This is a genomic window from Neptunicella plasticusilytica (assembly GCF_047922965.1).
Taxonomy (GTDB): Bacteria; Pseudomonadota; Gammaproteobacteria; order Enterobacterales; family Alteromonadaceae; genus Neptunicella; species Neptunicella plasticusilytica.
This window is the reverse complement of the sequence record NZ_CP150481.1, coordinates 2,741,916-2,761,331: the sequence shown is the minus strand read 5'-3', so window position 1 is coordinate 2,761,331 and position 19,416 is coordinate 2,741,916. Positions and strand designations below refer to the sequence as shown.

The window sequence follows — 19,416 nt, the reverse complement described above, 5'->3', positions numbered from 1 at the left end:
AACGTTCAACTTATCAGGAGATCATGGTCTTCAAACAACAGGTGTTAACTATGTTTAGTAAAAATAAAATTGCTTCTGCAATTGTATTAGCCATGGCTAGTGGTAATTACGCTATGGCAGCGGAACCCGCCAGTCCGGATGGCGCAAAAAATAAAATTGAAACCATCCAGGTCACTGCAACAAAACGATCAGAGTCCATTCAGGATGTACCCGTATCCATCAGTGCTTTAAATGGTAAACAGCTAGACAAGCTGGGACTGGATAATTTTAACGAGTATGTTGAGTTCCTGCCCAATGTGGTATTTCAGGGCACAGGTCCGGGACAGAATGAAGTCTACATTCGTGGCGCTGCGACGACGCAAACCAATATTTCGGTATCCACTGTGCAGGCGCTGCAGCCTTCGGTCGCTTTTTATCTGGATGAGCAACCGGTATCCATGCAGGGTAGAAACCTGGATGTCTATGCCACCGATATGCAAAGGGTAGAGGTGTTACCCGGACCTCAGGGAACCTTATTTGGTGCCAGCTCGCAAGCCGGTACCATCAGAATGATCACCAATAAGCCTGATCACTCGGGTTTTTCAGCCGGCTTTAAAACCAGTATCAGCGCCACCAAAGGTGGAGAAATGAGCAACTCGGTTGAGGCCTATCTCAACATTACACCCACCGATGATCTGGCGCTTAGAATTGCGGCTTATAATGATTCGCAGGGGGGCTGGATAGATAATATTCTCAATGATCCTGATAATGGGGGTTACCGCGGCAGTGCCGTAGTCATCAGCCGTATTTCGGGTGGCGTGCTGGCTGATCCGGCTAATACGCCTATTGTGGTGCCCAAAAATGACTCGTTGGTCGAAGATGATATTAACGATGCTATATACTCCGGCGCCCGTTTTAGTGCCTCTTACCATATTAGTCAGGACTGGAATTTGCTGGTCCAGCATACTCAGCAGTCTTTGAGTACCGAAGGGGTGTTTTCCTACGATCCTAATCTTGAGGGTGAAAGCTCCACTAACCGTTTTCAGCCAGAAAGAAATGACGATGATTTCGGCCTGACCACCTGGACGCTGGAAGGACGTTTGGCCAAGTTGGATATCGTTTATACCGGTGGTTATCTGGATCGTGAAATTAATTCGTTGATTGACTATACCGGATATACCAATGGTGGCTTGTTTTCTGCCTATTACGTATGCAGCTATTATGGTTTGCCGGCAGAAGAACAGGAATGTCTTGATCCGACCAAGTTTTATCATGAAGACACCGATACTAATCGCGTAACCCATGAACTGCGCTTTAACACTCCGGTGGAAAATCGCTGGCGGCTAACGGCAGGGGTGTTCTATGATGATCAGGACTTGTCCACCATTGGTTCTTTCAAGATCCCCAATACCGATCTGTTCCCTAATATGGCGCGCACACTACCCGGGAACGAGGGGATTAATAGTGACGGTGGACCCTTCCCGTCAGAGATCGGTTTTGTTAATGATATAACCCATACCATTGAGCAGATTGCCGTATTTGGACAGGGTGAATATGACCTGACCGATACTTTGACCCTGACATTGGGGGCCCGCTGGTATCAGATTGACGATACCTATAAAGGTTCCACTTCAACGGTAGATGTCAGTGGCCGCTTGCGCGCCTTTGGTGATGGCAGCAATCAGGCATTGATCGACTTTTTTGGTGAAGACGCAGCGCAAGGCTATATTGATGCGATCGACAGCGGCCAGTTAGATGTCAGCTTGTTGGATGATAACGGAACCTTGACCGTTGATGACGTGATTTACAAGGCATCAATAGACTGGAAGATGAACGACGACCTGTTGATCTTTGCCACCTATTCCGAAGGCTTTCGTCCGCCGGTGACCAACCGCGTTGGTGGCGGTGCAGCCGCTAAACCTGAAGGTGCCTTTGCCGATTTCCGTATCCCGGTTTACTCTACCACGGACACCTTAACCAACTATGAATTAGGTACCAAAGGTGACTTTTTGGAGGGTACGTTACGTATCAATGCAACCGCTTATTACTCCGAGATCGACGATCTGCAAACCTCCCGTTTTGACCCGACCAATATCAGTTTCTTGGTGTTTACCGATAATGTGGGCAAAGCCGAAATTCTCGGTCTGGATGCTGATTTCCAGTGGTACGCGACCGACAATCTGGTATTAAGCGGAGCTATGAGCTGGATGGATACTGAGCTCACCGAAATTAATAACGAGTTACGCGGGATTGCGCCACCTGAAGGCAGTCGCCTGCCATTCTCGGCAGAATTCTCCGGAAATCTGCAGGCCAGTTATTTCTATATGCTGGAAAATGGCTGGGAAGGTTATGTCAACGGCGCGATTAACTATACCGGAGATCGCCTGGTTGGCATGAGTATGGATGCCTATGTGATGGAAGATGCCACCCGCCTGATTTACGGAACCGGCAGCGGTCTGAAGATACAACAGGAAGCGGATGTTTATTCTGGTGTTAATTATACCGATACTAACGGCAATGGATTCGCTGGAGGTCGTTATGTACAGGAAAGCTATGCGGTAGCCAATATTGCCTTTGGCATCAGAACCGATGAGTGGAAAGCGGAACTGTATATAGACAACATCACCGATGAGCGTGGGGATCAGTATATTGATACACAGCAGTTTACCCCTAAAGTGGTCAGCAGTCGTCCACGTACCATCGGTATGCGTTTTTCTTACGATATGTATTAGAAACAGCAGATGAATGGGCTTGTCAGCCCTTAAAAATAAAGGCAAGCTGTTCTTGGCTTGCCTTTTTTATAGAAGGCCAATCCGCCTAAATATCGCATGGGAGAGATCTGGATTTGAAGGATGAAGTGAAGACGAAAGAACAGCAAAACGAGGTTTTTCAAGCTCGTTTACACGAGATCCAACAGCAAATTCAACAAGCACAATTTTCCGCAGCCATAGATTCTGCGCAACACATGCTGCAACAAACAGCAACGGATAGTGAATATCAGCAACTATTGTATCTGTTGGGAGTCGCCCAGCGCTATGCTCAGCAGCTGCCAGCCGCATTGAAAACAATCAAGCAGTTACTCGATCACAATACCGATCATGCCCGTGCCTATCAAGAAATGGGTTATATACACATGGGGCTGCAACAGGCTGATCGCGCTATTCCATCCTTTCGCTGGGCCACTCAGTTAAATCCGGCTTTAATCGCCAGCTGGCAACAATTGGCCCAACTACTGCAACAACAGGGACAGACCGAGCAATCTCAGCAAGCACTGCAGCAATACCAGTTTTTACAACAGTTACCGCCGCCACTGCTTGGTGCACAAGATCTGATGTATGAAGGAAAACTGCACAAAGCGGATCAACTATGCCGTCATTTTTTGCAACAGCATAAACACCACATCGAAGGCATGTGTCTACTGGCCCAAATCGGTATTCGTCTGCGCATATACGATGATGCCGAATTTTTGCTGGAAAGCTGTGTTGAACTTGAACCTGATCATCACCGAGCTCGCAGTGAATACCTTGGGTTACTGCTGCGTTTGGGTAAGTTCAAACCTGCTTTGGATCAGGCCAAGATGTTGCTTGCAAGTCAGCCGGATAACCCGTCATACCAAATGGCGATGGGTAATGTCCAAATTGGGCTGGGTAACATACAAGCAGGCATTGAACTGTTTAATCAAGTATTGAAACAGGATCCGCAAAGGGCAGGGCTGCAAGTTCAACTGGGTCATGCCTATAAAGCCAATGGACAGGTAGATTTGGCGGTGCAGACTTATCAACAGGCTTATCAGATTAAACCCGCTTTTGGTGACGCCTACTGGAGTTTGGCCAATACTAAAACCTATCGCTTTAGTGATGCAGAATTAGCCCAGATGAAGCAGCTAGAAGCCAATCCGCAAACCGGGTTAGAGGATCGTATCCATTTATGCTTTGCCGTCGGTAAAGCGCTGGAGGATCGGAAAGACTACCCGTTTTCCTTTGAATACTATCAACGGGGGAATCAGTTAAAAAGCCAACAATCCGGTTATTCTGCGGATAAAACCGAGATGCAGATTGACGCGCAAATTAAGCATTGTACGGCTGAATTATTCCAGCAGCGCGGCCATCTGGGCTTAGATGATCCGGCACCAATTTTTATTGTCGGGTTACCCCGTGCCGGTTCCACCTTGCTGGAACAGATACTGGCTTCCCATTCCATGGTGGACGGCACTATGGAATTGCATAATATTCTGGGATTAGCGTTACGTTTACGTGGACGTACTGCCGCTGAACAGGCCCGCTATCCGGGTAATTTGTGGGAATTGGAAGAGAGTTACTTTAAGCGTTTTGGCCAGCAATATATAAACGATACCCAGGTATATCGGGAAGGCGCACCGTTATTTATTGATAAAATGCCGAATAACTTTATGCATATTGGTTTGATTAAATTGATATTGCCCAAGGCCAAAATTATCGATGCCCGCCGTCACCCTATGTCCTGCTGTTTTAGCGGTTATAAGCAACTCTTTGGTGAAGGACAGGACTTCAGTTATGACCTTGACGATATCGGACGTTATTATCAGTCTTATATCAAACTGATGGAGCATTGGGATAAGGTCCTGCCGGGTTTTGTACTGCGGGTTCAACATGAGGAGGTAGTGCACGATCTGGAAGGGCAAGTACGGCGAATGCTGGATTTTTGTGGCTTACCTTTTGAGCAAAATTGCATCGACTTTCATCAAACCAGACGCAATATCAAAACCCCCAGTTCCGAACAGGTACGCCAGCCTATTTACACCTCGGCACTGGAGCAATGGAAGCATTATGCTGACGATCTAAAGCCATTAACAATACGCTTTCACGACTGCCGGTGAGGTCGATATTTAACTGTTTTCGACAATAGGTGAACATATTCACAAGCTAATTATTTGAGAAAGTATAAATGGAACAACAAGTTAAGATAGATGATTTAATTGAAGGTACAGGTGAAATCGCCGGACGTGGCGCATTGATTACTGCCCATTATCGTGGCTGGCTGGAAGATGGCAGCGAATTTGATTCGTCCTACAACAAGGGTCAACCGTTCCAGGTAGTATTGAGCAATAAACGGGTGATTCAGGGCTGGCTCACAGGTTTGAATGGTATGAAGGTGGGCGGCAAACGCAAACTTTGGGTGCCCGCAGAACTGGCCTATGGTGAGCGCCAAATTGGCAATATGATCCCGCCCAATAGCAATCTTATTTTTGAAATTGAATTGCTCGAAGTGCTAACTCGCGATAACTGATTTTTCTGAACGCTCATATAACAATTGATTTAATATGGGCGTATTATTTTAATTTTGTCTCAATAACAATTATTCAATTATTTGGAGTAGTCATTTTGTTTACAAGGAACGTATGTTTAGCATTATTGGTTTTTCAACTTGCTGGATGTGGAGGAGGGACTGATAGTGGAACTTCGGTAGAGTCCCCACCACTAAATCCACCTGTAGTCACTCCAGAACCAGAAGATATAACTACCGGTAAAACGATAGTTAGAAATGAACATTTTTTTGTTGCTAATGATGGTATTCACGGAAAAGAGTTGTGGAAAACAGATGGCTCTTTATCAGGCACAGTAATGGTGAAAGATATTAATCCTGACGGTGACTCTAGACCTAGTCAATTAATATATAGCAATGGTTACTTATTTTTTAGTGCGGATGATGGTGTAACAGGGCGAGAGTTATGGAAGTCAGATGGGACAACGGAAGGTACTGTATTAGTTAAAGACGTAAATCTATTTGGAAATACATTTGTTGACAGAGATGCTTTTATTATAAGTAAAAATAACAATATTTATTTTTACGGAACAGATGGTGTTGGCGGTTATGAGCTGTGGAAATCAGATGGGACTGCCGATGGGACATCTATTGTGAAAGAGTTAGGGCCTGACGGAACTTCGGGTTTACGTCGGTATGAAATTTTTGTTATGGGTGACTTTCTTTATTTTAACGGTTATTCCGATATAGGTGGTTGTGCGCTCTGGAAGTCAGACGGAACAGAAATTGGCACAACAACAGTTAAAACATTCTTTCCAAGTATTGGACGTACGTGCCCTAGCCATTTCACCAATGTTGGTGGAGTACTATTTTTTAGTGCTTCAGATGATAATTATGGTGATGAATTATGGAAATCAGACGGTACGTCTGATGGTACCCTAATGGTAAAAGATATTAATCAGTTTTTGAGTGCTGGCTCAACACCCAGAAACTTAGTCGCTGTTAACAATCAATTATATTTCACCAGTAATGCACAAGATTTTGGCCATGAGCTATGGACTTCCGATGGTTCGGAACTCGGAACATATATGGTGTCAGATATTGACCCTGGTGAAGGTAGTTCCTCACCCAGGATTATTGTGAATTATGATGGGGTTTTATTTTTTATTGCAAAGGGTCCTTCAGAATGTAACACCGGGATTTGGAAGTCTAATGGCACATCAGAAACTACACAGCGATTAAGTGACTGCTTAAGCACAGATAGAAATACATTACTGGATGATTTAAATGGCACTAATGGATTTGAAATATTTAATGACAAAATGTATTTCTATGGAACTAATGGATTTGGTGATGATTTATGGGTTTCAGATGGCACAGAGTTTGGGACTGTGCCTGTAACTAATTTTACGTTCAACCCTAATTTCAGTTTTGCTGTCGCAAGTTATAACGCGAATACAGAGTTACTTGCATTCCATGATAACCGCTTTCTTATAAGAATTGATGATGGAATTCATGGCTTAGAGTTATGGATATCGGATGGGACTGAATCGGGGACAAAATTAATTAAAGATATAAATCCCGGTAACGCTGATGGGTTTGCTTGGTAGTTAAATTGGGAACCGGCACTTCGATTCCCTGCTTATCTTTAGTTGGGGAGCGGTGATAACTTTAAATCGGTTAAGCGGCTGCGTAACTTACCCATAAATTCGGCATCCGGGTCGTTTTTCTCGGTCAGATAATTATCGTCTTTTTCTTTCCACAGCGGTGTGCCTTTAAAATGCTGGTATTCACTGTGACCGAATACATAATCAATAGGGTATTTGCGGGCCAGATATTTGATGAGTTTGGTATTGGCTTCCAGTTGTGCGTCGGTCATGGGTAAAGAATCGCCATCGGCAATATTTTCGATGCCTATGGCCGTGTAATTCAGACCAATCACATGGCGGGCCATAATGGTTTCCGGCATTAACTGGTAGATAGTGCCATCACGGTCTATGACAAACTGGCTGGAAACATTCAGCGCTCCGGCACTACTGATTTTGCTGCGCGCGGCTGGTAGGGTGGCCGAATTAAAGGCATTGAAGGTTTTTTCAAAGGTAGGTATCACAGTCCAATGTACCGTTATCATGGTGGGCTTGATGGTTGGCTCATCCTGAACGATGCCGTAATGCGCTTGCATATATTCCAGCGTGAGATCCTTGCGCTGCTGATCGAACAGAATCGGTTTTTGAATAATGTCAAAATCGGGCTTGATGTCTTGTGTCGCGATAGTTTGAAAACTGAAGGCCAACAGACAGATAAGATATTTTTTCATGGATGCTCTGTAAATCGCGTTTAATTTGTTTGGTTTATTCTTTCAGTATTACTGTTCGGGTTCAAGGTTGCCTTTAACCTTCAATGTCGCTGTGGGGAGTGGGGGACAGGCGGTGTGATGTTAATGGGTTATTAAAAGCAGCAGATAGTTTTATTGAACATGTCGAATTGTTGTTTCACTACTCGACTAATGGATATCAGCATTAGCTAAACCGGAGAGAACAGTCATGTCAGATAATCAGCAAAATTGCAAAACAATCCCCACCATCACTGCCTTTGAGCATTCTCCTGATCGCGGTCGGGGACTGGCTCGCGACATGCCTGTGCGCTGGGCGTTTGAAGAAGTGGGGCAGGCCTATGATGTTCATCTGGTCTCGTTTCGAGCCATGAAACAAACAGCGCATCTGGCCCTTCAACCATTTGGTCAAATCCCTACATACCAGCATGAGGAACTTACTTTGTGTGAATCAGGCGCAATAGTGCTGCATATTGCGCAGCAGCATAGTGGACTGTTGCCACCGGATACCAATGCTCGCGCTCGTGCGATTATGTGGATGTTTAGCGCTGTTAGCACAATGGAGCCGGTTATTGTCCAGCGTGAGGTGGCAATACTGGCCGAAAGCGACAGAAACTGGCATCAGCAACGTTTACCCTTGGTAGAGGAACGTATTGATAGCCGCCTGGCTCAGTTATCCAACCGGCTTGGTAAGGCAGATTGGCTGGATGGCGACTTCAGCGCTGGAGATTTGTTAATGATACAAGTCCTGCGCAGGCTGAAAAGTTCTAGTCTACTCGACAATTACCCCAATCTTGCCGCCTATGTTGCCCGTGGCGAAGATCGTCCGGCATTCAAGCGTGCCTTTGATGCTCAATTGACTGTGTTTAACAACCTGTCAGCAGAATTGTAAAAGACTTGGCTTTGTGCTGGCATATGGGCGTAGAGGGGGAACAGGTTATTATGGCCGTTGATAACTACCATTCCCACTTAATTTCGAAAACCGATCCTCGTTCAGGTTTTTTGATTTCCAGCACACACAGTAAATTGGTCATCTTTATATTGGTTGCTGTGATATCGGTTTTTTGACTACCAATAGTATGAATGGCCTTAAGGTTCGACGGCTTTTTGTCTTGGTGAAATTGAATCTTGATAACAGCTAAATCAATGTTGTGAATAATTGAATGGACAACATTTTCCTTGGCATCGGGGAAGCAATGACTCCCATAGTAGCTAATCTGATGATGGTATTCCTGTCCGACAGGAAGAGCGGTATCAAAATATGTGGTCGCTGATATGGCACCGCCGTGTTTGGTGACGATACAGGTACCATTGAGTGTGGAGATGTTGCCAATCCTGCCTTCAGCCCCAATGCCCAAGTCATTGAATGAAGCTATATTCTTCTCCAACGGAGTAAATATCGTGGTCTTTACAACTTTGGTTTTGGCCGGCCCCGGATCGAGGAACTCATATTCAAATAAGGTAGACTTGACTTTATAAGGTTTTGAACGCGATAAGTGAATGGCATAAGTTAACAATACGAGGGCTATCAGGAGCAACAAACCACTGATCAGATACTTTTCATCCGCTACCAGTAAGCCAAATCCGGTCAGGGTGATTATTATTCCAATAACATCAATTGCCAGCTTTATTTTGGTGCTCATATTGAATACTCAAAACAGGGTCAAATCCCGATGGCTGAATAAATCCGATGCTGTTGTTTGATCCGGAAACAAGATGATTTATGCCAGCTAGTCAATAACTTAGCATCGTTATTTATCTACAACAATCACTTTTAAGTTATTGGTGTATATGAGATTTGTATATTAAAGGGCAGAATCCGTAGCACTGTTTACTCAATCTTCAACAATTCCAGATCAAACATCAGCGCTTCATCGTAGCCAAACTGCTGGGGTTGGGCTTTGCAACCGTAAGCCAGTTTGGCCGGAATGTATAACGTCCAGGCGTCACCGACCACCATTTCGCTTAACGCCAGCTTCCAGCCTTCAATCACTTTGGAAACCGGCAGTGCGCTGCTATAACCGCTGTCGATTACTGTGCCATCCAGACGACGGGTCACATAGTTGGCGATAACCGTATCACCGGATTCAGGATGAACTTTGCCGCTGCCGCGCTGGAGTATTTTATATTGGTAGCCATGGGGGGATTTTATGACTCCGTCTTTTTTGGCGTTCTGGATAAAGAAAACCTGCTCATTGACCTGGTTAAGCGCCGCACCCGGTTTAGTGCATTCACCGGAGGTAGAGGCACATCCCGTCATAACAGCAGATATTAAAATAACGGCATTCAGTCTGTTTAAATACTTCATCAATTGTTTACCTGATATTGGATAGATAGGGCTTTGCTGTTAACAATAAACGCTCTTACTGTGTGGATTGTATTTATGCATTAAACTAATTTTTCTCAGTTTTTGTCGTTAATACTTCATCGACAAGGGCGGGGTATTCTTGCATAAACATAATAAACTCTTTTTCTAAATCAGTTGTAGCTTGTACTTCACCCTGCGCTGCCAAAATAAAATGTTTTTGTGATTGCATAGGTTCAATTAGACCATAAACAAGCATTGTCAGATACTTGCCAGCGTAGTGAATCAAGTGTCTGGTGGTGGGGCTATAATTGTCACTTAACTGTATTTCAAAACCACCGTCAACCAGTGCCGCCATGCTTTGTTCCGAAAATATGCCATGTACACTACCTATCAAGTCAAGAAGCAGGATCGTCATTTTTTCATTGGAAAGTATATCGACGTGACCACTGTCAAATCCAAATGTTCGATTGGCCTGTTTCTGCGCTTCCGGATGCAGCTGACTGGACAATGACACCACGCCATCACTATTTTCGCCCAACTTTAAAATATTGGAGTTTCTGTAAGCATAAAAAAGCTGGTGATTGACGAATTCTGGCAACGGCTGTCTATATAGTTGTTGAATAAATCGGTTGTCGGGATTCAGGTCTCGCCAAGCGGGCAGGACGAGCAGCCCGTGTTTCTCACCCGCAGCAGCAGCCAGGTTGCCTCCCAAAGGGCTGGCTACAGTAACAAATAGTTTGAGCGTATTTTCGCGGTCCAGACCTTTATATTTATTGATTGCTTCCCTCACCACCACTCCGCCCATACTATGAGCAACTACGATGAGTGGCATGTCTCCCAAAGGAATAACATCGCCTGAGAGAAAGATGTTATAAAAGAAATCGGCTAGTTGATCCAAATCGCCACCCGAGGGGTAATAGAAAAACCATGGTTTGTATCGGTTCCGGTCAAGGCGTTTTATGATGGGTTCAAACGATCTTGGTGTACCATTGATACCATGCACAAAGACTATCGGTATCTTGTGCGCAGTATCTTCTTCAAGTGCATAAAACATGGTTGAAGCATTTTCCAGAAAAGATGCCGGATCGTACATACCCAAGGTTGACATATTCTGGCTAAATAGCGGATCGTCAAGCGTACGTATTGTTCCCGAGGGGTAATAAAGAGATTGCTTGGTTTCAACGTTCTCTGGCAGCGCAATTTTTTCAGATCGAGCCGACACTTTACTGGCTGTTAATGGAATATCAATCTGGTTGACAATCAATTGGGGATAGAGTGTTTTACTGAGACTAAGTTTACGCTCGCCTACAGTTTCGTTTTGCTCAAAAATATGATTTCCGTTGATGTCGGCGTATATCAGCAAATCATAGTCACCATCGGGTAGATTTAGCCCGAAATGCGTGCCGGTGCCTTTGAAGAACATCATATCAACACGCTCGTTGCGTTTATATTTGTCAGAGTAAGCGGCGACAGCTAAAGAAACATCAGCGTATTTACCAGACTGATCAAATGTCCTCCCGATCACGAAAAATGTTTCACGGTCTAGCATGTGTTTCAAGTTTATCTGGCTGGGGGCGGCATTCTGTATTTGCGCGTAATTCGCCTGAACCGAAGCATATTTAAGATAGGTGCATGAAGACAGCATAAAAAACGAGACTAAACAGCCACAGATATTTAAAACCACTTTGTTCAAGTTGATAACCTCCGTGTTGAGTTGACATAACAAGCTGTATAGTCCGACAGTCGCATTGATAATGCGCAACGAGTAGCGGGGGAAGTGAGGTTGTTCCTGCAAAGCTTCCAGCTAACCGTTCTACAGTCATATATTTTCGAATAATAAATAATTCAGCAGTTTATAGATAGTGATGCAACAACAGTGTGGAATTAAAATACTCTAGTTCTGAGGAAAAATGTCGTTTAATTCTAAAATAGGGTTATAAATTAAAGATTTTAGATGTTGTCAATGACTAGCCTCGATCGCTAAAGAATAAATTGCGGACACTAACACTTTAAGCCCTGAGGCAGCATCGCTGCACCCGGGGCATTATTAGGCAAGTGTTCTGACACAGCGGTTAAAATGCGCTGAGCAACCATTATTAGCTGAATATCCTCAATAGGGCATTAGCCTATACACTCTGATATTCAGCCTGCAAGTGTTCCGCTTTACTGTGATCCTTGGCCAATAGCATATATACCGAGGGAAGTACGTACAGTGTGAATATCGTCCCTATGGCCATACCACAAACCAATACCAGGCCAATGGCATTACGTGCGCCTGCGCCAGCACCATCGGCAAAAATCAGTGGAGTATGGCCTGCAATGGTCGCTATGCTCGTCATCATTACTGGCCGTAAGCGGATAATTGAGGCTTGTTGTACGGCGTCTAATTTTGATTTGCCTTGTTCTTGCAGTTTATTGGCAAATTCCACGACCAGGATACCGTTACGGGCGATAAGGCCGACTAAAGTCACCAAGCCTACTTGCGAATAGATATTCAAGGTGGTTGTCCAGCCGTCAGTCCAATAAGGCATAGGGGCGGGAATTTTTAAAAAGGTAAAAACCATCGCACCAAATAAGGCTAATGGTACCGAACCACCCAAAATAACTAATGGATCGCGAAAACTATTAAACTGAGCCGCCAGTACTAAAAATATCATGGTAATGGCCATTAAAAAGGCGGTTAAAAATGAATCGCCCTCAAGTTTTAGTTGTCGTGACTGACCGGTGTAATCAATACCGTACCCCTGAGGCATAATCTTACGTGCTTCAGTTTCCATATAGGTAAGAGCTTCACCTAGCGAAGTGGTCGGTTGGCCACTAATTTTGACAGAATTCATTTGCTGTGTGCGGTTAAGGCTGCGTGGCACAGTGTTAGTTTCAATGTCCGCAATGTCGGCGACACGCACCATATTGCCGCCTAGACCCGTCACATAAAGATTTTCTATATCCGCAGGGTTTAGTCGTGCTGACCGTTTTACCTGAGGGATGACTTTATAGCTATAGCCATCCATATTAAAACGGTTAACGTAGTTTCCACCCAGTAACACAGCGAGATCTCGGGTGACGGTTTGTAAGTCCAGCCCCAGTTCCGCGACTTTATCCCGATTAATTTTTAAACGTGCGTCGGGCTGGTCAATTTTTAAATCAATCATCGGCGGGAAGGCAAACTTGCCACTTTCCATTGCTTTGTTTACCAGCACTTGTGATATTTCATAAATCTGTTCTGGATCAGCTTGTGAGGTCAGCACAAATTCAAATGGAAAGCTGCCACCTCCCGGTAACGCAGGTGGCGTAATCGGGAATATTCGTACACCACTGATACCTGCCAGCTTTTGTTGCACTTCAGGCAATATTTCAAAGACGCTACGCTCGCGCTGATCCCAGGGTTTTACCACCATGCCTGAAAACCCGCTACTAGGAAAGGTGAGTAAAAAGCTAAAATCGGTCTCTTCAATACTTTGGTAAGCATCATTGGCCTGATCAACGTAAAACACCGATTGATCAATAGTGCTGTTGGCTGGAGCCTCGGTAATACCAAATATAACGCCTTGATCTTCATTGGGCGCCAATTCAGTGGGAGACATCATGTACATCACCACCGCTAATATGGCAATAACTAACCAAAATAGATAAACCGCGGGGCCATTTTTCAAGCTGCCCGTTAAGGTGCGACTGTAAAAATGTTGGAAACGGTCAAACATTGGGCCTAGTGGCGCGTTAACTTTTTTGTGGGTTTTAAGCCAACGAGAGCCTAGCATGGGCGACAATGTTAAGGCGACTATAGCTGAAATGGTGACGGCACCCGCAAGGGTAATGGCAAACTCCTGGAATAAGGTACCCGTGAGTCCTCCCTGAAAACCGATAGGTACGTACACAGAGACCAGGGTTACTGTCATTGCGATAATAGGCCCGCCTAATTCACGCGCGCTTACCAGAGCCGCCTGAATAGGGGATTTACCTTCTTCAATATGGCGTTCAATATTTTCCACCATAACGATGGCATCATCCACAACGAGTCCCACGCTAAGTACAATGGCCAGCAACGTCAGTAAATTCAGGGTGAAGCCAAACATTTGCATTAAAAACAGTGCGCCAATCAATGATAAAGGAATGGCAAAGACCGGAATAAGGACTGAACGGCTAAAACCCAAAAACAGGAAAATAACAATAATAATGATAATCAGCGTCTCGGACAGGGTCTTTACCACTTCATGGATAGCCGTTTCAATGTATTCGGTGGAATCGTAGGAAACCATGGCATCCAGCCCGGTGGGCAGCTTTTCCCGAATCGCTGTCATTTCCTCGCGCACAGCCTTCATAACATCCAGGGCATTGGCGGTGGGCATTACCCAGATCCCCATAAACACCGCAGTTTGGCCTGAATAACTGACCACGGTATCGTAATCTTCGGCACCTAATTCCACATCGGCGACATCTGCCAGACGTATAATACCCTGCGAATTACGACGAATAATAAGTTGCTGGAAATCTTCAACTGAATTTAAATCGGTATCAGCACTTAAGTTAACCTGAGTTAACATGCCTCGGGTTTTCCCCAGGGTGGCTTGAACATTATTGGCCGCTAACGCCTGACGTAACTCACTGGGCGTAACATTCATGGCTTCCATCGCTTCAGGTTTGAGCCATATACGCATGGCAAAAACACGGCCACCTAAAGTCTCGGCTTTTTGTACGCCATCTATGGCAGCCAAACGGGGTTGAATGCTGCGACGTAAATAATCAGTAATCTGGTTTTGCGACAAAATGTCCGATGTAAAACTCAGATAAGCGGCGGCAAATTCGCTATCGGCGGAAATAATGCTCAAGGCAGGTACTTCGGCTTCAGGCGGTAATTCTCCCCTTACTGCGTTAACTTTGGCGTTGATTTCAGACATCGCTCTAATGGGGTCAAAATTCAGCTTCAGATGGACTTTAATGTCCGAGAACCCCAGGGAAGAGCTCGATTCGACATAGTCAATCCCTTCGGCAGAGGCAACTGCCCGTTCCAATGGACTGGTGATAAAACCTTTGACTAAATCTGCGCTGGCACCAATGTAAACGGTTTGAATGTTGATTACCGATACATCACTTTTAGGATACTGGCGTACCGTCAAGTTAGAAGCGGCTTGAAATCCAGCCAGCAGGATTAAAATGCTGATAACAATAGAGACAACAGGTCGTTTAATAAATAGATCAGTAAAGTTCATAATGGTCTAATGTCTCAAGAATCAGTAGGTTGAGGATCAAGGCTGCGTTCAGGTTCAGGGTTTGCACCAGTCACCACCGGCATGCCATTAAACAATTTAAATGCACCAGCACTAACCACCTGCTGCCCAGCAGTCAGGCCTTCTTCAACCATCACAAAATCGCCTCGGGTATTACCCAGCTTTACAAACTGCTGGCGGACAGTATCCGGTTGCCCTTTTTCACCTGGTTCGATGACAAATACCGTGTCACCATAAGGCGCATACAGCACGGCAGTATTGGGGATAGACAGTACCTGTTGCTCTACTGGTAAAGTGACTTTCAGCTCCACCGACATACCCGGTAACAGCGTTTGCAATGAATTATCGATTTGGGCTTGCACATGCAAGTTACGTGTCTGGCTATTAATTTCCGCCGCAGTGGCAATGATTTCACCGCTGACGGTATTACCTTGCTGAGTGACTTCCACCGGATAACCTGATTTTAGTTTATTAACCCATTGCTGCGGAACGCGAAAATTAACCCGCAGCTGATCAATAGACTGCAAGGTGACCACTTCAGTACCTGAGGGTAAATCTTGTCCTAAATACACTTTACGTATGCCCAAACGACCATCGAATGGTGCCACAATATGCTTTTTAGCTAGAGTGACATTAAGATCATCCACCTCTGCTAGAGTCGAATTTACAAGCTGTTCCGCTTCATCTAATGCACTTTGTGACACTGATTGTTTTTCGCGTAGTGCTAATAAACGTTGCAGATTATTTTTGGCTAACCCAAGGCGTGCTGAAGCTGCACGTAACAGGGCTTTTTCGTTGCCGGATTCCTGTTCAATTAACAAGTCTCCGGCTTTAACTTGCTGTCCGGAATCAAAGTGAATCTTGGCAATTCGGCCTTCGACTTCAGCAGTAATGGTTAAACCTTGCCATGCCTCGAGTGAACCGACTGCGGACAATGTATTTGGCCAGGTTTGTTGCTCAACTGAGCTTACACTGACGGTTTCAGGTGGCTGTGCAAAGGCTGCACCGCTATCGATCATAAAACCAATCTGTTTGGCTTTAATCCCGCCTATGATGACCACAATAACAACTAATACGGCCACAGAAAATAAAATGGAGACTTTACGTGACATGAAAAATCCTTTTAAAAGCTAAGAGTGTTTTGGGTAACAGCTGACTCACTACTGCAACAAGTATCATCAGAATTAAAGTGCGTACTGTATATATATCCATGTGAAAAATAAAGCCTTAATTTGTAACAATTTGAGTAACTTCTCAAGCGCCCGGTTTTATTTAAAAATAGCTATATATCAATCAGTTACTATTAAATAGTGGAGGCGGTGACGATACGAAAAGTGTGAGTATTGCAACATTTTTTGCATACCAAGATCATCTATCCTTGTCGAAGACCACATGACTGATGAAAAACCACCGTCTCGTCCGGTTAACATCGCAATGCTATGAGAGCAAGATTATGCTGTCTCTTCAGCACATCGCCGCCCAATGTTCCATCACTGTCAATGTGCTATTGGCTACTACCAAGCCTGACGATGGCAGATTGAAAACCATCAATATAATTCATTTCCTGTATAGCTTGGTCGTCAGCCGGATTATGTCGCTGGTAACATCACCATCCACGCCATACCAAATTGATCGGTAACTTGCCCATAAAGCGGCGACCAAAATGTCTCAGCTAAGGGCATCGTCACTTGACCATTTTCAGACAGTGCAGCAAATACCCGCTGGGCGTCTTGTGCTGTGGCCACCGTTAGCGCCAAACTAAAACCGCTTAGTGTTGTGCCATCGTTGCATCCATCCGAGGCGAAAACTTTGGCACCACCCAGAGTAAACTCACAATGCATAACCTTATCTTCAAATCCAGCGGCGAGCATATCTTCTGGTATAGGCTCAGGGCTGTCACTAAAACGCATTAACAAATCAATTTTTGCACCAACATGTTGTACGTAATAGTTGAGTGCTTCTTCGCATCGTCCGGAAAAAAACAGGTAATTATTTAGGCTGGCTTTTTGCAGTGACAGGGTATGACGCAGTGCATCTTCTTGGGCGCGAAACTCCCCGCTAGTGTCTACGTCAGCAAAGTCCTCCATACTGTAAAATGGCCTAATTTCTATGTCGGAATCCTCGAACATGGGGTTCGGACATTTTTTAACCCATTCCAGTGCTTCTTCCATTGAACTGACATTCCATACCCAATAGCCCGCCACCAATTCATTGGTTTCCACAAAAGGCCCCTGGATTACCGAGCGTTTTGAGCCGCTAAAACGTACCCGGTATCCTTCGTTGCTAGGCTTGAGTCCATCGCCTGATTCCATAATTCCAGCCTTAACCAGCTCTTCGTTAAAACTGCCCATGGCTTCCATCAACTCGTTAGTTGGCATTACACCAGCTTCTGAACCGGCCGTCGCTTTTACCATCACCATTACTTTCATCATTATTCTCCTAAGCCAATATTATTGGTCGAATTGCTTATTACGTTCGATAATTTGTTGGTTGATTGCGTCATCGGCACAGCGTATTTCAAAGGGACCGTTTTTAACGCCGGGGTGTTTGGACATGAGCGCGATGGCGTGATTGAGATCTTTAGCTTCCAGCAATAATATCCCACCCAATACTTCTTTGGTTTCAGTAAAAGGGCCGTCAACCACATCAACAGCACCATTTTTCATTTTTAATGTCACAGCATGTGCGGCAGCACCTAAAGCTTCGCCACCTATAAAGTGCTTGCCCCGGCGTAATTCATCATCGTAGGCAAAACATTCTTCCATTAATTTGGCTTGTTCGGATTCAGGCAGAGATGCCCACTTTGCTTCATCAAAATAACCAAGACAGATAAATTTCATAAATACCCCTTCAGTTTGAGTTTTGTATTGATTAATCGAAAGAGGATTAGCCAGATCGACAGGAACGGGAAAAAATTTTATAAAATTTGCAAAAAGCTTTATTGGCTTTTGAGTTGCGCCAATTTTTGCTGCAAAAAGCGTTGTTCTGGAGCCTGTTTCACTAATGCCAAGGCCTGTTCAAAAGCCGCAATAGCCTCAGTGGTGTGGCCTAAACGCCCTAACAATTCGCCGCGAGTTGAATGCAGTTTGTGATATTCCCGCAATTCGCCGCGGTCCAACAGGTTATCTATTATGCTTAGACCCGCTTCTGGCCCATCGCGCATTGCGCAGGCAACCGCACGGTTAAGCTCAATGACTGGTGAAGGTTCGATTTGCAATAAAACCGAATAAAGCGCGATGATTTGATCCCAGTCGGTGGTATGTGTAGATTGCGCATACACTGCAACAATGGCGGCTTGTATTGTGTAGGAGCCTATGCGGCGGGTGGCTAAGGCTCGACGAACCAACGCACTGCCTTCTTTGATATAGGATTGTTGCCAAAGGCTTTTGTCTTGATCCTCGAGCAATATAATATTACCGGCTTGGTCAATACGGGCTGGGCGTCGTGATTCATGTAATAACATTAAGGCTAATAGTCCCATCACTTCTGAATCGTCTAGCAAGGTTAAGACTAGCCGGGCCAGACGGATGGCTTCGTTGGACAGGTCAACCCGTAACAGTGAGTCGCCATTTGACGCAGAATAACCTTCGTTGAACACTAAATAGATCACCGATAACACCGCGTCGAGCCTATCAGACAATTCTGCCGATTGCGGGATCACAAACGGAATGTTGGCTTGTTGTATTTTGTTTTTGCCACGCACTATCCGTTGTGCCATCGTCGATGGCGATACCAGATAAGCACTGGCAATTTCTTCGGTACTCAAGCCACAGACTTCGCGTAAGGTTAACGGAATTTGTATTTGCGGATCGATGGCAGGATGGCAGCAGGTAAAAATCATACGTAACTGGTCGTCTTCGATATCTTGCTGGCTCAAGGCATGATTATGTTCTTGCAGTTCGTCAATCAGTAGTTGTATGTCCGGCGCTAGTTGACCAAAACGTTTTTTTCTACGCAGATTATCAATGGCTTTAAAACGACCCGTGGAGATTAACCAGGCGGTGGGGTTGGCCGGAAAACCCTGTTTATCCCAGGTTTCCAGTGCCACCGAGAACGCTTCATGCATGGCTTCTTCAGCTAAATCAAAATCGCCCAGTAAGCGCACTAAAGTAGCCAGCACTTTGCTAGAATGGTCTTTGTAAAGCTGGGATAACTGCTGATTAATGGCGGCGTTAGGGGGCATCTAAGTTAAACTGGTTAATGGTCGTCTGGCTTAATTTAAATGATTAACAAATCAACAGGCAAGTTAGCTAACCATCAAGATTTTTATTCTGGACAATGAATAATCCATACATAAATTAGCTCATCTGCCATCCGCGGCTTTTTTAGCG

14 protein-coding genes are annotated in these 19,416 nt (G+C 44.9%); 5 read left to right on the top strand and 9 right to left on the bottom strand.

Going from position 1 to position 19,416, the window contains the following annotated elements:
- Positions 1 to 50: 50 nt before the first annotated feature.
- The 4 genes from V1467_RS12400 to V1467_RS12385 all read left to right on the top strand — a co-directional run bounded on the left by V1467_RS12400 (position 51) and on the right by V1467_RS12385 (position 6,830).
- Entirely contained in the window at positions 51 to 2,711 is a 2,661-nt protein-coding gene (locus V1467_RS12400) for a TonB-dependent receptor (RefSeq protein WP_416305286.1), read from the top strand.
- 125 nt (positions 2,712 to 2,836) lie between these two features.
- Positions 2,837 to 4,834, top strand: coding sequence for a tetratricopeptide repeat-containing sulfotransferase family protein (locus V1467_RS12395; RefSeq protein WP_416305285.1), 1,998 nt, complete (start codon positions 2,837 to 2,839; stop codon positions 4,832 to 4,834).
- A gap of 68 nt (positions 4,835 to 4,902) precedes the next feature.
- Positions 4,903 to 5,244 carry an FKBP-type peptidyl-prolyl cis-trans isomerase gene (locus tag V1467_RS12390; protein ID WP_416305284.1) on the top strand — a complete coding sequence of 114 codons (342 nt, stop codon included), beginning with the start codon at positions 4,903 to 4,905 and terminating at the stop codon, positions 5,242 to 5,244.
- A gap of 95 nt (positions 5,245 to 5,339) precedes the next feature.
- Positions 5,340 to 6,830, top strand: a complete 1,491-nt coding sequence (locus tag V1467_RS12385; RefSeq protein ID WP_416305283.1) for a hypothetical protein — start codon at positions 5,340 to 5,342, stop codon at positions 6,828 to 6,830.
- Positions 6,831 to 6,868: 38 nt separating this feature from the next.
- Here the strand turns inward: V1467_RS12385 and V1467_RS12380 are convergent, their stop codons facing one another.
- On the bottom strand, positions 6,869 to 7,537 hold the full coding sequence (locus V1467_RS12380; RefSeq protein WP_416305282.1) for a peptidoglycan recognition family protein: 669 nt from the start codon (positions 7,535 to 7,537) through the stop codon (positions 6,869 to 6,871).
- Between the two features lie 226 nt (positions 7,538 to 7,763).
- Between V1467_RS12380 and V1467_RS12375 the strand changes: the two genes are divergently transcribed.
- The gene (locus V1467_RS12375; RefSeq protein ID WP_416305281.1) at positions 7,764 to 8,444 is read left to right on the top strand and encodes a glutathione S-transferase family protein; all 681 of its coding nucleotides are present in this window, start codon (positions 7,764 to 7,766) and stop codon (positions 8,442 to 8,444) included.
- Between the two features lie 64 nt (positions 8,445 to 8,508).
- Here the strand turns inward: V1467_RS12375 and V1467_RS12370 are convergent, their stop codons facing one another.
- From V1467_RS12370 to V1467_RS12335, 8 genes are all read right to left on the bottom strand, one after another.
- Positions 8,509 to 9,195, bottom strand: a complete 687-nt coding sequence (locus V1467_RS12370) for a hypothetical protein (protein ID WP_416305280.1) — start codon at positions 9,193 to 9,195, stop codon at positions 8,509 to 8,511.
- Positions 9,196 to 9,383: 188 nt separating this feature from the next.
- On the bottom strand, positions 9,384 to 9,860 hold the full coding sequence (locus V1467_RS12365; protein ID WP_416305279.1) for an FKBP-type peptidyl-prolyl cis-trans isomerase: 477 nt from the start codon (positions 9,858 to 9,860) through the stop codon (positions 9,384 to 9,386).
- An 85-nt stretch (positions 9,861 to 9,945) separates the two neighbouring features.
- The gene (locus V1467_RS12360) at positions 9,946 to 11,544 is read right to left on the bottom strand and encodes an esterase/lipase family protein (protein WP_416308699.1); all 1,599 of its coding nucleotides are present in this window, start codon (positions 11,542 to 11,544) and stop codon (positions 9,946 to 9,948) included.
- A gap of 442 nt (positions 11,545 to 11,986) precedes the next feature.
- Positions 11,987 to 15,067 (bottom strand): efflux RND transporter permease subunit, encoded by a 3,081-nt coding sequence (locus V1467_RS12355; RefSeq protein ID WP_416305278.1) that lies wholly within the window; start codon positions 15,065 to 15,067, stop codon positions 11,987 to 11,989.
- A gap of 14 nt (positions 15,068 to 15,081) precedes the next feature.
- Entirely contained in the window at positions 15,082 to 16,197 is a 1,116-nt protein-coding gene (locus tag V1467_RS12350; RefSeq protein WP_416305277.1) for an efflux RND transporter periplasmic adaptor subunit, read from the bottom strand.
- A gap of 477 nt (positions 16,198 to 16,674) precedes the next feature.
- Entirely contained in the window at positions 16,675 to 17,517 is an 843-nt protein-coding gene (locus tag V1467_RS12345) for a YciI family protein (protein WP_416305276.1), read from the bottom strand.
- An 18-nt stretch (positions 17,518 to 17,535) separates the two neighbouring features.
- On the bottom strand, positions 17,536 to 17,925 hold the full coding sequence (locus V1467_RS12340; RefSeq protein ID WP_416305275.1) for a YciI family protein: 390 nt from the start codon (positions 17,923 to 17,925) through the stop codon (positions 17,536 to 17,538).
- A gap of 98 nt (positions 17,926 to 18,023) precedes the next feature.
- On the bottom strand, positions 18,024 to 19,268 hold the full coding sequence (locus V1467_RS12335; RefSeq protein ID WP_416305274.1) for an RNA polymerase sigma factor: 1,245 nt from the start codon (positions 19,266 to 19,268) through the stop codon (positions 18,024 to 18,026).
- Positions 19,269 to 19,416: the final 148 nt, after the last annotated feature.

Coding starts and splice junctions, on each gene's coding strand:
- V1467_RS12400 (WP_416305286.1), top strand. CDS start 51: ATGTTTAGTAAAAATAAAATTGCTTCTGCAATTGTATTAGCCATGGCT.
- V1467_RS12350 (WP_416305277.1), bottom strand. CDS start 16,197: ATGTCACGTAAAGTCTCCATTTTATTTTCTGTGGCCGTATTAGTTGTT.
- V1467_RS12375 (WP_416305281.1), top strand. CDS start 7,764: ATGTCAGATAATCAGCAAAATTGCAAAACAATCCCCACCATCACTGCC.
- V1467_RS12370 (WP_416305280.1), bottom strand. CDS start 9,195: ATGAGCACCAAAATAAAGCTGGCAATTGATGTTATTGGAATAATAATC.
- V1467_RS12335 (WP_416305274.1), bottom strand. CDS start 19,268: ATGCCCCCTAACGCCGCCATTAATCAGCAGTTATCCCAGCTTTACAAA.
- V1467_RS12355 (WP_416305278.1), bottom strand. CDS start 15,067: ATGAACTTTACTGATCTATTTATTAAACGACCTGTTGTCTCTATTGTT.
- V1467_RS12340 (WP_416305275.1), bottom strand. CDS start 17,925: ATGAAATTTATCTGTCTTGGTTATTTTGATGAAGCAAAGTGGGCATCT.
- V1467_RS12345 (WP_416305276.1), bottom strand. CDS start 17,517: ATGATGAAAGTAATGGTGATGGTAAAAGCGACGGCCGGTTCAGAAGCT.
- V1467_RS12380 (WP_416305282.1), bottom strand. CDS start 7,537: ATGAAAAAATATCTTATCTGTCTGTTGGCCTTCAGTTTTCAAACTATC.
- V1467_RS12390 (WP_416305284.1), top strand. CDS start 4,903: ATGGAACAACAAGTTAAGATAGATGATTTAATTGAAGGTACAGGTGAA.
- V1467_RS12365 (WP_416305279.1), bottom strand. CDS start 9,860: ATGAAGTATTTAAACAGACTGAATGCCGTTATTTTAATATCTGCTGTT.